The 15,911-nt window shown below is 52.9% G+C and carries 14 protein-coding genes; 13 read left to right on the top strand and 1 reads right to left on the bottom strand.

What is annotated here, in order from left to right; all coding sequences use genetic code 11:
- Positions 1 to 24 precede the first annotated feature (24 nt).
- The 13 genes from BCM02_RS11440 to BCM02_RS11380 all read left to right on the top strand — a co-directional run bounded on the left by BCM02_RS11440 (position 25) and on the right by BCM02_RS11380 (position 14,303).
- Positions 25 to 2,322: a glycoside hydrolase family 95 protein gene (locus BCM02_RS11440; RefSeq protein WP_246183330.1), complete on the top strand. Its 2,298-nt coding sequence runs from the start codon at positions 25 to 27 to the stop codon at positions 2,320 to 2,322.
- Between the two features lie 318 nt (positions 2,323 to 2,640).
- Positions 2,641 to 3,621: a UDP-glucuronic acid decarboxylase family protein gene (locus BCM02_RS11435; RefSeq protein ID WP_148929178.1), complete on the top strand. Its 981-nt coding sequence runs from the start codon at positions 2,641 to 2,643 to the stop codon at positions 3,619 to 3,621.
- Between the two features lie 12 nt (positions 3,622 to 3,633).
- Positions 3,634 to 3,885, top strand: a complete 252-nt coding sequence (locus tag BCM02_RS11430) for an acyl carrier protein (protein WP_148929177.1) — start codon at positions 3,634 to 3,636, stop codon at positions 3,883 to 3,885.
- Positions 3,882 to 5,240: an ATP-grasp domain-containing protein gene (locus tag BCM02_RS11425; protein ID WP_148929176.1), complete on the top strand. Its 1,359-nt coding sequence runs from the start codon at positions 3,882 to 3,884 to the stop codon at positions 5,238 to 5,240. Before BCM02_RS11430 ends, BCM02_RS11425 begins: the two co-directional genes overlap by 4 nt.
- A 44-nt stretch (positions 5,241 to 5,284) precedes the next feature.
- Complete coding sequence (locus tag BCM02_RS11420; protein WP_148929175.1) at positions 5,285 to 6,400, top strand: UDP-glucuronosyltransferase; 1,116 nt, start codon at positions 5,285 to 5,287, stop codon at positions 6,398 to 6,400.
- Between the two features lie 27 nt (positions 6,401 to 6,427).
- On the top strand, positions 6,428 to 7,516 hold the full coding sequence (locus tag BCM02_RS11415; protein WP_148929174.1) for a radical SAM protein: 1,089 nt from the start codon (positions 6,428 to 6,430) through the stop codon (positions 7,514 to 7,516).
- Between the two features lie 132 nt (positions 7,517 to 7,648).
- Positions 7,649 to 8,737, top strand: a complete 1,089-nt coding sequence (locus BCM02_RS11410; protein ID WP_246183329.1) for a radical SAM/SPASM domain-containing protein — start codon at positions 7,649 to 7,651, stop codon at positions 8,735 to 8,737.
- 32 nt (positions 8,738 to 8,769) lie between these two features.
- A complete protein-coding gene (locus tag BCM02_RS11405; RefSeq protein WP_148929172.1) occupies positions 8,770 to 9,774 on the top strand; it encodes an ABC transporter ATP-binding protein in 1,005 nt (334 codons plus the stop codon).
- Positions 9,752 to 10,561, top strand: coding sequence for an ABC transporter permease (locus BCM02_RS11400; protein WP_187434158.1), 810 nt, complete (start codon positions 9,752 to 9,754; stop codon positions 10,559 to 10,561). The genes BCM02_RS11405 and BCM02_RS11400 overlap by 23 nt, the downstream gene beginning before the upstream one ends.
- Before the next feature lie 4 nt (positions 10,562 to 10,565).
- A complete protein-coding gene (locus BCM02_RS11395; protein WP_148929170.1) occupies positions 10,566 to 11,378 on the top strand; it encodes an ABC transporter permease in 813 nt (270 codons plus the stop codon).
- A gap of 40 nt (positions 11,379 to 11,418) precedes the next feature.
- Entirely contained in the window at positions 11,419 to 12,276 is an 858-nt protein-coding gene (locus tag BCM02_RS11390; RefSeq protein ID WP_187434157.1) for an FkbM family methyltransferase, read from the top strand.
- A 22-nt stretch (positions 12,277 to 12,298) separates the two neighbouring features.
- A complete protein-coding gene (locus tag BCM02_RS11385) occupies positions 12,299 to 13,252 on the top strand; it encodes a class I SAM-dependent methyltransferase (protein ID WP_187434156.1) in 954 nt (317 codons plus the stop codon).
- Positions 13,253 to 13,262: 10 nt separating this feature from the next.
- Positions 13,263 to 14,303, top strand: coding sequence for a hypothetical protein (locus BCM02_RS11380; protein ID WP_148929167.1), 1,041 nt, complete (start codon positions 13,263 to 13,265; stop codon positions 14,301 to 14,303).
- A 185-nt stretch (positions 14,304 to 14,488) separates the two neighbouring features.
- Here the strand turns inward: BCM02_RS11380 and BCM02_RS11375 are convergent, their stop codons facing one another.
- Positions 14,489 to 15,904, bottom strand: coding sequence for a family 43 glycosylhydrolase (locus tag BCM02_RS11375; protein WP_148929166.1), 1,416 nt, complete (start codon positions 15,902 to 15,904; stop codon positions 14,489 to 14,491).
- Positions 15,905 to 15,911 lie beyond the last annotated feature (7 nt).

Here is a 15,911-nt window from a genome sequence, read left to right as displayed (position 1 = left end):
TAGTGGAAAGCAGGTAAGCAGGCAATGGATGAAGCAATGAAGCTATGGTATACCCGTCCGGCGGGAACCTGGAACGAAGCGCTGCCCATCGGGAACGGCCGGTTGGGCGCGATGATATTCGGCCGGACGAGCGAAGAGCGGATCCAGCTGAACGAAGACTCCGTCTGGTCCGGCGGCCCTATGGACCGTAACAACCCGGACGCGCCGAGGCATCTGCCCGAGGTTCGGCGGCTGCTTGCGGAGGGGCGGCTGGCCGAAGGGCAGCGGCTGGCGGCCATGGCGTTGTCCGGCACGCCGGAGAGTCAGCGCCATTACGAACCGCTGGGCGATCTCATGCTCGAATTCGGACACGACGAGGCGGACGTGTCGGAATACCGCCGGGAACTCGATCTGGTGCATGCGATTGCTTCCGTCACCTATGAATGGCGCGATATCCGGTTCGAGCGCGAGCATCTCGCGAGCTACCCGGATGGCGTCATTGCCGTTCGGATCGCGGCGAACCGCAGCGGCGCGGTATCGTTCCGGCTGCGGTTCACGCGCGGACGGCAGCGGTGCCTCGACAGCCTGCGGAGCGAGGCGGGCGGCCTGCTCGTCATGAAAGCGGGCATCGGCGGCCCGGACGGCATCGGCGTCTGTTCGATTGCCAGCGTACAAACCGTCGGCGGGAAGGTCGAGAATTACGGAGAGTTTCTGGTCGTCGACCAAGCAGACGAGGCTGTCATTCTCGCCGCCGCAGGCACGACGTTTCGGCACGCGGATCCGGAGGCATGCGCCCGCGAGACGATCATGGCCGCTCGCAACCTCGGCTATGGCAAGCTGCGGGAGAGACATGTCGAGGATTATAGCCCGTTGTTCGGCCGCGTCACGTTGTCGTTGGGCGGTGCGACTGCCGATGCGCGGCCGACGGACGAACGGCTCGCCGAGCTGCAGGCCGGCGGCGAGGACCGCGGCTTGTCGGAGCTGTACTTCCAGTATGGTCGTTATCTGCTCATCGCGAGCAGTCGTTCCGGTTCGCTGCCCGCCAATCTGCAAGGGATCTGGAACGAGCATTTCACGCCGCCATGGGATTCGAAGTATACGATTAACATAAACGCGCAGATGAACTATTGGCCTGCGGAAGCATGCAACTTGGCCGAATGCCACGAGCCGCTGTTCGATCTGATCGAGCGGATGCGCCCCAACGGCCGGGAGACGGCACGGCGGATGTACGGCTGCGGCGGGTTCGTTGCCCACCATAATACCGACTTGTGGGGGGACACGGCGCCTCAGGACATCTATATACCCGCCACGATCTGGCCGATGGGCGCGGCTTGGCTGTGCCTTCACTTATGGGAGCATTACCAGTTCGCGCTCGATCGCTCGTTCCTCGGGAAGGCGTACGCAACGATGAAGGAGTCCGCGGTCTTCTTCCTGGATTACCTGACGGAGACGACCGACGGGAAGCTCGTCACGACCCCGTCCGTCTCGCCGGAGAACACGTACCGGCTGGAGAACGGGGAGGAGGGCGCGCTGTGCATCGGTCCTTCGATGGACAGCCAAATCATCGACGAGTTGTTCGGCGCTTGCATCGAAGCGGCCGAATTGCTCGGTATCGATGATTCGTTCCGGGAACTGCTGGCCGAGGTCCGGTCGCGTCTGCCTCAGCCGAAGATCGGCCGATACGGGCAGCTGCAGGAATGGATGGAGGATTACGAAGAGACGGAGCCGGGTCATCGGCACATCTCGCACTTGTTCGCGCTGCATCCCGGATCGCGAATTACGCCGCGGAAGACGCCCGAGCTTGCGGCGGCCGCTCGGACGACGTTGACGCGCCGGCTCACGCATGGCGGCGGTCACACCGGATGGAGCCGGGCTTGGATGATCAACATGTGGGCGCGGCTGCGCGACGGCGAGGAAGCGTACGGCAATTTCGCCGCGCTGCTCCGCGATTCGACGCTGCCGAACCTATTCGATAATCATCCGCCGTTCCAGATCGACGGCAACTTCGGCGGCACGGCCGGCGTCGCCGAGATGCTCCTGCAGAGCCATGAAGGCGTCATCGATCTGCTGCCCGCGCTTCCCTCGGCATGGCCGACCGGCTCCGTCAAGGGGTTGCGCGCGCGAGGCGGCTTCGAGGTCGATATCGAATGGGCGGACGGTGAATTGCTTAACGGTATTATTCGCGCGAATTCAGCGGGGGGATGCCGGATCAGGTCGGAAGGGCGGCGGTTGACGATCAAGACGGAAGCCGGCGCGTCCATCTCGACCGTGGCGGACGGGGATACGATCGCTTTCGAAGCGTCCGTCGGAACGGTCTATGTCGTGATGCCGTTCATGTTCTAATCCATGGTGGATGGATTAAACAAATACTCGTGAAATAGGCGAATGACTGCTCATTCGCCTATTTCACGTATTCTGGGAACGGGTAGCATTAGGCGGGCCAAATGCTTGACGTTCGGCGGCTTCTCCAAGCAGTCGGTCTATCGGCTATTTCAGCGTTTGTTGAAGAACTATAATTTGAAAGGTAATATTCATGAATCTATTGGGTGATGAACGAAAGTCTCTTCAGCTAAGATAAGTGAAGAGGAAAAAAATGGTTCATTAAACGTTTAACGCCTCTACATCTGAATGACCCGATCATCTAGATGGAACATCGATTGAATGGAGAGCGGTTTCGCAAAACCACAAGCATATGGGGGGATAATAATAATCATTGTATTAACGGGAGTCGCAGGGTTCATCGGATCGAATCTTGCCGATAGGCTGTTGCGGGAAGGCCATACCGTTATCGGTGTCGATAATTTTCTGACCGGGTCTTCCGCCAACATGGACAATCTCTTGCGGTCGCCAAATTTTGAGTTCATCGAACACGACGTTATTTTTCCCCTCGTAATTGAAGGACCTGTCGATTGGGTGATGCATTTCGCAAGTCCTGCCAGTCCGCCCAAATATTTGGCCTTTCCGATCGAAACGATGCGGGTCAGCAGCGAAGGAACGATGCATCTGCTGCATCTGGCCAAAGAAAAGCAGGCCGGTTTCTTCCTGGCTTCAACAAGCGAGATTTACGGAAACCCCAGTGTTCACCCGCAGCCGGAGAGCTACTATGGCAACGTGAATTCGGTTGGAGCAAGAAGCTGCTACAACGAGGCGAAGCGGTATGCGGAGGCGATCACCTATTGGATGAACAGGATATACGGCATACCGGTAAGGGTCATTCGGATTTTCAACACATTCGGCCCGAAGATGGATTTGAATGACGGACGCGTCATTACCAATTTTATTAATCAAATCCTGGCCAAGCAAAACCTCACGATTTATGGCGACGGCAGACAGACGAGAAGCTTCCAGTATATCGACGATCTGCTGGAAGGGATTGTGCGATTGATGAGTACCGCGTACGAACGGCCCGTCAATTTGGGGAATCCGGAGGAGGTCACCATACTTGAGGTCGCTGAGCTATTGAAGGAACTCATGAAGTCCAACGCGCAGATCGAGTTCCTCCCGCTGCCGGAAGACGACCCAAGGAGAAGGAAGCCGGATATTACCGTTTCGCGGACGATTATGGCCTGGGAACCGGCGATCAGTTTGCGCGAGGCCCTTACTAGAACGATCCATTATTACCAAGGCCAATATATCCATTAAGTGGGGGTACCTATGGAACAACAGATCATTGCGATAATAAGCGAAATCAAGGATGATGCCGAGCTGGCGCTAAGCTTGAACGAGCATTCCAACATCATGGAGGACGGGGGGCTGGACTCCCTGCAAATGATTACTTTCATTTTGAAAGTGGAAGAGCAGTTCGGTATTGAAATCGATTTTGAACAATTCGACTTCACGCTTGTGGAATCGGTCACGACCTTCTGCCGTTATATCTCCGACCTGAAGACAATCTCATCGGTATGAACGATAGACGCAAGGGCGAACTCATCATCGGGACGTTCGACGCGGAGCGCTTCTGGCGCGACCCTAATCTGGCCATGTTGCCGTCGTTTCGCGATCCCGAAATGGAGAATGTCGTGGCGGCCATGGATGAGCTGCTCTTCCCCTTTTGCGAGGCGCAGGATAGGCTCGTTACCCGCTATCGAATGAACGCTTGCCACAAAGCGTATTTGCATGAGCTCGGATTTGAATTTCATTCCAATTCAACCGATCTCGAAGAGCCTGAAGCGGGAAGCGCAGCCAGAACCGCCAATATATTCGACCTGATCACATTAGCCGATCGAATGGGCGACATGGATCCCCAATGGCTGGATGGCGCCCGGTTGTCACCCTTTGCCGTCATTCCGGGGGCGGATCGCGCTGCCGCGCGTTATGGGTTGAAACAGGATTTCCCAGCTGTCGAAACGGTTCAAACTGTAAATTCGAAGCTGTTTTCAACCGAATTGAACCGCCGCCTTGGTCTTCGGTCCGATAGCCAAACGGTCTATTCGCATGAAGAGCTGCTGGCAAGCGGCTTGACGCTGCTGCGTCAGGGACCCTTGCTGATCAAAGACGAATTTGGCGTATCCGGGAAAGGGAATTTGCTGATCGAGTCGGAAGGGATGCTGCGACGAGTGACATCCTATCTCGGCGATCAGCACAGCAAGGGAAGAACGGTCCGGTTTATTATTGAGCCGTTCCTCCGCAAGGAACTGGATTTCTCCTGTCAATTCCACATCGATCAGGATGGCGCTTACCGGCTTATTTCGGTGCAGAAATTGGTCAATCGCCATTTTGCTTACCAAGGCTCCGTTACGGCCGACGATACGCTGCTTCATGTGTTGCGGGAAGCGGAGTATTTTGAAGTGATGAAACTGGCGGCTCGCGAGCTTTACCGGGCCGGTTATCACGGCGACGTATGCGTCGATTCCATGCTGTTGACAGACGGCCGCATCGTTCCGATCGTCGAGGTGAACGCCAGAAGATCGATGAGTCTGATCAAGCATTACGTAGACCGTTACCTGGAGAAGCACTCTGCAGCCGGGAGCATGACGCATGTGACGGTGCAGTTTGCTTGCGACGTGACGTTCGATCAATTGCTGGAAACGCTGGATCGCGAAGGGGTTCTCTACAAGCCTGATCGAGGGTTCGGCATCTTGCCGTTAAGCGCGAATACGCTCTTTATTAACAAAGTCGTCAGCGAGCGCAGAGGGATCCGGAATAAGCAGGTGAAAGGCAGATTGTATTATTCATTAGTCGGGGGGGAACAGGATCGCGAAGGATTGTCCGCTAAGGTCAAGGAGGTGCTGTCGTCGTTATCCTTCAAAATCGTTGGCTGATGCAGTCCGAAGCGCTTGATACCACGAATGGAGGAAGAAGGCTTATGGGTGGGCGGAAAGTAACGATCCTATGCTCGGGTTTCGGGTTGGGGTTCTATATTCCCGGACTATTAGTTGCAAGCGCTTTCAATAAAAGGGGTATCGCGACCGAAGCGCTCGTGTTCGAAAGCTATTTGGAACAAGACAAGATGGATCATATTGCAGACAGCAGGAGCGCTTACCACCATAATTTCGCCCTTGCGAATGTATCGGCCCGCATGCCGATGGATATCCGGGGCAGCATGGATTATGCCCGGGTCGAGCTATTGCTGGACGCGTGGAAAGCGGAAGACCGGCGCGAATTCATATCGCTATCCGGACATTGGGTCTATATTCTGGACCTGTATCGGGAGAAGATGCTGCCCAAACCCATTCATGTCGACCTGCTCTACGTCGATTCGGATCTGGCCCCGTCTTGGAAAAGCCTGAAGAAGTTTCATCCTCGCTATAACGAGTTTTATTATGATGCATGTCTCTATGATACCGACAAGATGGAGATTCGCTGCGAAATCCCGGTCTCTCTCGACGAGCCGCTGCCCTTCGGATCGAGAAAGCGGAGGCTTGTCGTCCATGGCGGGGGCTGGGGGATGGGCACTTATCAAAGTAAAGTGCCGGAGCTTGCGGGCAGAAACTACGGGCTTGATATCGTCGCTTACGATTGGAAGGAAGCGAAGCCCGATCCCGGCCACCGATATTGGATGAACGATCCGAAGTGGTGCGCATGGGTGAAGAGCGCGAACGACCTGCACGAGTTTCCGCCCTACATCGAGATATCGGAAGAAGAGACGAACGCCTTCGCCGCAAAGGCTGATCATCATTGGCTATTCGACGTCGCTTCGGAGGCGATGGCCATCGTGGCCAAGCCGGGGGCGGGCACATTGATCGATTCGCTTGCCTCCGCTACCCCTCTTATTCTGCTGGAGCCGTTCGGAAGTCACGAGCAGCGCAATTTGGAATTATGGGAGTCGCTTGGGTTCGGAATTCGCTACGAGAAGTGGCGGGAGATGGATTTTGCCGTAGAGATCCTGAAGGAGATGCATCATGCGATCATGAACAGACCTGGAGAACGGACGAATTATGTGGATCATTATTGTTCGAGAGTCGCGTTAACGAACGGATAAGATTGCAATGGCGGAAGGGATCGTGCGATGAGCGTAAACAAATTGAGCGTGGCCCAAGAAACCGTAAGCTACCCGAGATGGATCGTCTTACAGTTGCTGGAGGAGTGTAATTTACGATGCAAGATGTGCTATGAGTGGGGACTCGAAGGGCCTTACAAAAGCAAGAAAACGTTAGCGCAGCTGGATCCGGATGTGATCAAAAAGATTATCGTCGCGTGCAGCCCGGGCAAGCCGTATTACGATTTCTTCGGCGGCGAGCCGCTGATGTACCCGTGGCTGAGCGACATTCTGGCCATGATCCAGCATTATGGAAGCGTTGCGGACTTCCCCACGAACGGCACCTTGCTCGAGCAGCATGCCGAGATGCTTGTCGAGACGGCCCCCAATAAAATCTGGATGTCGCTCGACGGTCCCGAGGCAATCAACGACCGGCAGCGGGGCAAAGGCGTGTTCAAGAAAGTGATCAAGGGGATCGAGAAGCTCTATGAGCTTCGGGAGAGCAAAGGCAAGCAGTTTCCGAAGATGGGCGTTTCCTTCATCATTACGCCATTGAACTATATGTACATCGAGGAGTTCTTCTTCAAGCATATCGACTTGTCGATGTTGGACCATATCAGCATGGAAGTACAGCTCTATGCAACGGAAGAGCAGTATGCCCAATATGTGGAGGTTCTTCGAGAGGAATTCGATGTTCATGGCGCTCCTTATGCCAAGGGGATGGTATGGCGGGACATCAGCTCGTTCAGCCAGATCGATATCCCGGAATTGACGAGACAGCTCCATGCGGTGAAGGAATATTGCTTGAACAACCGCATTCATGTGATTACGTATCCGAAGACGATTGATGAACCGAATTTGCGCAACTATTTCTCGGGGCAATTCGATCAGATGGCCGATAAACGAAACCGCTGCTCGCTTCCATGGGTTTATGCGGAGATTACGGCAAGGGGCGACGTTTCGCCCTGCCATGCTTTCTATGATTTGACCTTTGGCAACGTGAACGACGAGAATCTGCTCGATATCTGGAATAGCGGCAAGTACAAAGAATATCGCGCGTATATGAAAAAAAATATGCTTCCGATTTGCACGGCTTGTTCAAGGTATTATATTTACTGATCGATGCGAGCGACCCCATACTTTGATGAAGGGTGTGTTCCTATGAATCCGAAATCGGAGATCAAACATTCACCCAAGGATTTAGAAATATTGAAACGTACCATCAAGAATACCGTGGAAACAAAGCGGAACATGGCGAAAACGAAAGGTTACGCGACGCCGTTGCCGGAGTCGGTCGGGATTAAACTGACGAACCAATGCAACTTGCGCTGCAAGCACTGCTATCAATGGAACGACACTGGCTACCACCACTTCATGACGCCGGAGCAGCAGCGGGAACAACTCGATTACGGGCTGCTGGAGAAGCTGATCCTCGAGACGGAACCAGCCAAGTCAAGGCTCTACATCTGGGGCGGCGAACCGCTCGTATACAGCCATTTCGACCGTTTGGCCGACCTGCTTGAAGCCCATCCTCGCGAAACGACGATCTGCACGAACGCGATGCTGATCGAGCGAAAACTGGACGCTTTGCTGCGTATTTCCGATAACCTGGAGCTGCTTATCGCGCTCGATGGATTCGAAGAGGAGAATGACGCGCTTCGCGGCAAAGGGGTGTTCAACAAGGCGATAGACGCCATCCGGATGCTAGTCCAGCTGCGTAAGGAAAACCGATTCAGGGGCAAAATCTCGATCCATACCGTCGTGAACGATGCCATGACCGGCAAACTTTACGATCTGCTGGACTTTCTGGAGGGCGTCGGCGTAGATCTGGTCATGGTCTGCTTCCCGTGGTATATCTCGGATGAATGCACGCAGGGGATGGACGATTACTTCGACCGGACGTTCGACTTTCTTCCGGCGAGCGAGCACAAGGGGGAACGAAGCTGGCACGCCTTTAACTACAAGCTGGACCCGGAGCGCATACCTGCTTTGATGAGCGAGCTGGACCGGGTTAACAACCGGACATGGAAGATGCGTTTGCGCTACCAGCCGAATCTGGATCAGGACCAGATCGAAGATTTCGTGCTCGGCAAAGAGGTGGTGGGCAAAGGCACGATGAACAAGAAGTGCCTGGCGCTGTCGAATCGGATGGATATTACGCCCGACGGAACGATTATCGCGTGCAAATTTTTCAAGGAGTTCGAGATCGGCCGATTACATGAAGCCTCCGTACAAGAATTATGGCATAGCATGACCTACGGAAGGATACGGGAAATGATGGACGAACGACTGACACCGGCGTGTTCCAAGTGCAGCGTCTTGCATTTGCACGGTGTTTAGCTATTCCAGATCAACATAAATGGGGTGCACCGGTGAGCATCATCCAAGTCGAACGCTTATCCAAGAACTTCAACTACTATGAAAAAGAATTGGGGTTCAAAAAATCCCTGAAAAATTTAGTGAAGCGAAATACGCTGATCAAAGAGGCGGTCAGCGAAATATCATTCGCGATCGAGCAAGGCGAGATGGTCGGATTCTTGGGCCCGAACGGTTCCGGCAAAACGACGACGCTGAAGATGCTGTCCGGCATCTTGTATCCGACAAGCGGCCAGGCGAAGGTGTTCGGCTATGTCCCTTGGGAACGGAAGAAAGAATTCAAGATGCAGTTCTCGATCGTGATGGGGCAGAAATCGCAGTTGTGGTGGGATCTGCCGGCGAACGAATCGTTGTATCTGAATAAATGTATCTATGAGCTCGAGGATAAGCCATACAACCTTGTCTTGGATGAGCTTACGGAGATGCTTGACGTAAAGGACCTGCTCAACATCCAGGTGCGGAGGCTGTCGCTTGGCGAACGGATGAAGATGGAGCTGATCGCGTCGCTGATCCACCGGCCCAAGGTGATTTTCCTGGATGAGCCGACAATCGGACTCGATCTGATTTCGCAGAAGCGCATTCGGGAGTTCCTGAAGCATTATAACCAGCAGACGAAAGCAACGGTCATTCTGACGAGCCACTACATGGCGGATATCGAGGATCTGTGCAAACGAACGATCATCATTAATCACGGGAAGATCGTATACGACGGCGACCTGCGGCGCGTGAACGAGTTGTTTCATGCCAAGAAGATCATCAAGCTGCAATTTACGGACGAAGTGCCGAGGCAAGCGCTGCTCGATTATGGCACGATCATGCAGCATGACGGCATGAATGCCGTCATGGAGATCGATAAGCATGACCTCCAGCGGCTTTCCAAGATGATGCTGGACCGGTTCCCGATCCTTGATTTCACGATTGAAGATATCCCGGTCGAGCAAGGGATCGAAAGCTTGTATCAGAAGGATGGGGTCAGCCATGAAAGCTTTGCGGAAGTATAAAAGGACGTACATCCTCGCTCTTCAGAGCGCGATGGAGTACCGGACCGATTTCCTGCTGAGCCTCATCAGCGGAAGCTTCATCATTCTCGTCCAATGCTTCCTCTGGACCGCCGTGTATCGCAGCTCGCCGCATGAGATTATCAACGGCTATACCTATTCCCAGATGATGATTTATTCCGTGCTGTCCGGCGTCGTCTCCAAGCTGGTTTCTGCCGGCTTCGAAGGGGAAATCGCGAATGATATCAAGACGGGCGGACTGAGCAAATTCATTGCTCAGCCCATCCATTATTTCAGCTATCGGATTTGTAATTTTTTCGGGGGGAAAACGGTTCAAACCGGTGTCGTCCTTATTCTATTTGCGATCCTGATGATCGTATTTACCCGGATTTGGGAGTTTCATCTTAGAGGGGAGCAGATCGTGCTGTTCTTGGTCGGCATTCTGTTCGGACTACTCATCAACTTCCTCCTCTTCTATTCGATTAGCGCGCTCGCGTTCATCATTACGGAGGTTTGGGGCGTTTTTATCGCGTTCGGACAAGGCGTCTACCTGCTCAGCGGCGCTATCTTTCCGCTTACTATTTTCGGAGATACGGTATCTAGCATCTCCAGCTATTTGCCGTTTCAATATGTCGTGTTCTTCCCGGTTAACATCATCAACGGGAGTATGACGGGTCATGAGATCGTGCGCGGGCTTCTCGTACAGGCGGTCTGGGTGATCGCGCTTATGATCATTTCCAAGTTCTCGTGGGATGCCGGGATGAGGAAATATGTAGCCGTTGGAGGTTAGGTCGGTGAGTGTCAGCTTAACGGAGATCCGGAAGCATGTGCGCATGTTCTTTATTTTCGCCAAGAACAGCTTGGTCGGTTACATGGAATACAGAGCGAATTTCTACTCCGGCTTGATCATGGAGACCGTATTTCTGTTTTCCAAGCTGATCTATATCTTCTTTGTGTTCCAGCTCGGGATCGAAATCAACGGGATCTCCCCGGACGAGATGATGATCTTCACCGGGACCTATACGATCATGATCGCGATCTATACGGGGCTATTTATGGATAACTTCTATCGATTCGCCGGTCATATCCGCAACGGGACGCTGGACTTGTATATGACGAAGCCGCTCTCGCTGCAGTTCATGATTTCATTCCGGCAGGTCAACTTCGCGTTTCCGATCCCGAACCTGATCGCCGGCATTACGATGGTCGTGCTGGCGTGGCGGCGTCTGGACATCGAACCAAGCTTTATCCACCTGGCCGGATATATCGGCGCGATCTTGAGCGGCACGGTCGTGATGTATGCGGTGCTTCTGATTCCGCAGCTGCTGTCCTTCTGGACGGTGAAATCCGGCGCGATTTTCGACATGCTCGACAAATGCTGGGATCTGAACAATATGCCCATGTACATCTACCCCAAATGGCTGCGGAGAATAGGGCTGTATGTCGTGCCGATCTTGTTCATCGTCAACATGCCGTCGGTTTATTTGATCGAGCGATTGAATGCGTTCCTCGGCATATGGATTTTTGCGGCTCCGGTTATCTCGCTTATCGCGGTTAGGCTGTTCTGGAAACTGGCCGTCAAACGCTATGAAAGCGCCAGCAGTTAGTGAAATGCCCAATAAACAGAACGATGAGAAGGTGATTCGAATGAGCAGAACGGAGCAGGAGCGCCATCCGTCGCAGACAGGGGCTATCGCAAAGAAACGGCTGCCCAACGGGATCGAAATCTATCCAAACAACGAAGGCGAGACCGAGTTCCTCTACAACGAGATTTTCCGCAAGGAGATGTATTTCAAGCACGGCATTACGCTCCCGGATAACGGCACGGTCATGGACGTCGGGGCTAATATCGGCATGTTTACCCTGTTTGTCAGCAGCAAGAGCAACTGCAGGGTTTATGCCTTTGAGCCGATCCCTCCGACGTTTAACCTCTTGATGATGAATACGAGCTCGCTGCCTCGCGTAACGACGGTTAACGTCGGACTTTCCAACGAGATCAAGGAAGCGGAGTTTGCCTATTTTCCTACGATGTCCACGGATTCCGTCCAGATCAAATACCGGGAGAACCACGATCAAGATCTCCGATACGGGCTAATCAACCATTACAGGAACGATTTTGCCGACCCGCGCGTGCTAAACCGGTTTGTCGATCATCTGATGACGCCGAAGCTCCTTAATGAACAGATCTATCGATGCAAGCTAACGACGATCTCCGAAATGATCCGCTATTACGATCTGAACCAGATTGATCTGCTCAAAATCGACGTGGAAAAGAGCGAGTTCGAGGTGCTGGAAGGCATCCATCCGGAAGATTGGGGGAAAATCAACCAAATCGTGATGGAGGTACACGGATTGGACGGGGAGCAGATCGGCAGGCTCGAGAACCTATTCCGAACCAACGGCTTCCATGTCTTGATCGATTACTACGAAGACTTGAACATCCCGGATTACTACAATGTGTATGCGTTCAATGAAATGCACAAACCGGCCGCGAAAGACGTATGAGAAGCGATTGTTGGGGGTAGTCATGGTACAGCATCTGCATGCAAGGTTGGTATGCTCCGGCTGTAAGGGCGAGCTGGCCCAATCGGATACCGCTCTGCAATGCCGCCGCTGCCAAGCGGCGTATACGATCGAGCATCGTTATGTATCGATGCTCGACCGGCGCGAGCAGGTTGACCGCCCTTCCGATTGGGATCGTAAAGCGGGCGAGATTCGGGATTATGCCGAGATTTCGAATTCCCTTGCGCTTTCCGGCATCGGCCGGTTCGCGACATTTTTAAACTATGGTTACGTCCCGACAGGGAATGAGCAGCATGCGGCGATCGAACCCGACGAGGTATGGAATCGAAATTCAGTCAAGCTGCTGCTCGAGGTAGTGGGCGGGACGGCGATCCGGGAGCGAGACGTTATCGACATCGGATGCGGCAGGGGAGGGAATATAGCGGCTTTGCATAAATATTTCAAGCCGCTCTCCATGGTCGGTCTAGACATCTGCCCGGCGAATATCGCGTATTGCAGTGCCAAATCCAGGTTGACGGAAGCTTCCTATCTCGTCGGCGACGCCGAAAATATTCCGTTCGCGGACGAGAGTTTCGATGTCGTGTTGAATATCGAATCCGCGCATGCCTATCCGAATCGAGCGCGATTCTATCAAGAGGTGTACCGGATCTTGAGACATGGCGGCGTATTCCTGTATACGGAGCTGATGCTGGAAGAAGAAGTCGTACAGAACGTGAGGCTGTTAGAGGAAGCGGGCTTGTCCGTGATCCGCAATCAGGATGTGACCTCGAATGTCCTTCTATCGTGCGACGAGAACGCCGAGCAGCGTACGGGCGCGCAAGGGATCGCGAACAACGCCAACGCGAGCACGAAGATGGAAGACATCAACGATTTCATCGCATTGCCCGGCTCGAAGAAATATGAAGAGATGAAGGAGGGAACGCGGCAATACCGGATGATGAACCTAGTTAAGAGGTGATGATAAATTTATGGAGGAAATGGTTTCTCTGGATAACTTTCAACCATTCGACGGGATGAAAAAAATGTTTCCTCATCATAATTTTCCTTATTTTAATTGTGAATACAATTTGTATTTAACGCTTGCCGGTTATTTCAAAAAAGATTCGTTGCCGATTTTAAATAATGTTGTTAGTATTTATCGATTCGATAAACAAAAAATAACAACAAAAGGATATTTCAAGCTAGAAGTGTTGAATCTCGAAGAAGGGGATACGTTACTTGCGAAAATGGGAATCTCGATTCGCAGAAAATCTCCTGACATCGATGCCTTACAAGATGAGATCATAAGCTCGATTTCGAATGGTCATCCCATATCCATTTTTATTGATTTGTTTTATCAACGCGGGCGGGAATTTTATTTTAACAAACAACATGGACTGCATCCCGTTTTAGTTTATGGCTTTCATCTTACCCAGAAGGAAATCTATACGGTTGATGATATTACGGAATACAGACGCTATTCTTTACCGTTCTCGGAATTTAAGAATGGATGCATGAGTGTGGAACACCTCAAAATGCCAAACTATTATTGGGAATATGCGCTAAAGTCCCCCGCTGATCAGGATGGCTTGCTAAATAAGAAGTTGGCGCGATCGAACATCCATGAATTTGTGGAGAATATGTACAGGTATCAAAATGAAATAACGGAAAGCTTGAAAAATATCTTGATGTTGGCGAAAAATTTCGAATTCGTGATAACAAACGAAACGATTATAGAAACGCTAAGCAGTACGATTTACCGAAAATGTTCGGAGAAATATAGGTTAAATACGCTCTATAAGTACAACATGGATCATCGAAATGCGAAAAATACAATGGACTCGTTGTTGGACCAAATTATTGATGACTGGATGTTAATAAGGATCTATTGTACGAAAGCCATCCATTCCAAAAAGTTCACCAAGGAAATCGTTGACAAGTGTGCGGGCATATTGGAGAGAATTTATGTAAATGAAACGCATTTTAATAATCAGTTTTTCTTCATGTTACAGGCTGCGGAATCGTTATGATGCCGCAGTAGTATCACCAATTAATCTCGGTCTAATAGGCGAATGATTGCTCATCCGCTTATTTGGCCTATTCTGGTGTGATTTTCAGGCGGGTCGAACACGGGACGCGAAAATGGCAGCCTGACGCGAGGTCAGGCTGCCATTCGTTTCTTTGCATACAACGCTTTTAGCAATCGGTAAATTGACTATTCCAGCTCGAATGACGCCAGACTCGCGTTGCCGATGCCTCTGTACGCGAAGTATAACGCTTGAACGCCGTCCGGAACCGCGATGTCGGCTTCGTACGTCGTCCAGACATTCGTGAACTCGACCGGAATTGCTCCAAGCGAGGGTCCGTCCCATGCCGTCTTGACCTCGAAGCGGCCTTGGGCATATCCGCGAACTTCAATCTTCACGCGCTTCACGCCCTCGCATCGGAAGTACTTGAACCCCGCCGTTGCGGAATCCCGCATATTCGCGATATAACCGATCTCTTCGTCCCCGTCCTTGCCGTCTTGGGTGATCTTCGGGAATCGGCCGTCCATCCACGCGCCGTGCGTGCCTGAGTAACTCTCTTCCGTTTCCGTGAACAGGTGGCAGGCTAGATAGGCCGGATACCGGCCGCGGCCGAGGAGCGGGCCGCCGTTCGGACCGCTCGTCGTGATCTCGACTTGCGGTATGGTACCGTCCTCCAGAATCGCGATCGGCTCGATGCAGCCCTGGCGGCTGAAGCTCGTGCCGTTCGTATGACGGTGATAGAAGATGTACCATTGACCGTCTGCTTCCACCAAGCCGCCGTGATTGTTGCCGCCATAATACATGGGCTTGCTCGCCGGCTTGTACGAATCGATATGCATGTCGTTGTTGCTTACGATGACGCCGCGGTATTCCAAGCCTCTCGTCGGATGCTTGCTGGTCGCGTAGCACAGCTCATGCATGACGACGGAGGAATAGACGAAATAATACGTATCGCCGCGCTTGCGGATGGAAGGCGCTTCGAAGAACGCATGCCCTTCATAGCCGGATCCTTGGCTGTACGGCTCGCTGGGCATGATGAACACCGGTTCTTCGACGATCGTCCGCATATCCGGCCCGATAACGGTGGCCATCGCGCCCTTGCGCGACTTGTCGCCGATCGCGCAGAACCCGGTATACAGGTAAGTGAGGTCGCCTTCCGTCAAGACGCCCGGATCGAATTGCGGCTGATCGCCTGCCCGCTCGCCCAGTCGCGTCCCGTCGGCGTACTGCACGTATCCGTAGAATTCATACTTGCCTGCAGGCGTATCGCAGACGGCGACCGAGACGACGGACACCTTATCCAGGACATAGTACAGATAATACCGTCCGTCCGGTCCTAGGGTGACGTCGGGGGCATAGAGACACATGCGTCCGTCCGGGTTCAGCGGATCGTCCGTCTTCTCGTAGATCACGCCTTCATATCGCCAGTCCGCCAGATCGTTCGCGGGCGCCGACCAGCAGACGTAATCGTTCAGACAGAAGACATGCCCGTTATAACGGTCATGCGATCCGTATACATAAACGCGGTCCTGGAACACATGGGGCTCGCCGTCGGGGATATACTCCCAGGACGGCAAGTAAGGATTTACGCCTTGTTTCTTCATTTGATTG

Source organism: Paenibacillus methanolicus, from assembly GCF_008124765.1.
Taxonomy (GTDB): Bacteria; Bacillota; Bacilli; order Paenibacillales; family Paenibacillaceae; genus Paenibacillus_Z; species Paenibacillus_Z methanolicus.
The sequence above is the reverse complement of the archived record's forward strand: the minus strand, read 5'-3'. Positions and strand labels throughout refer to the sequence as shown.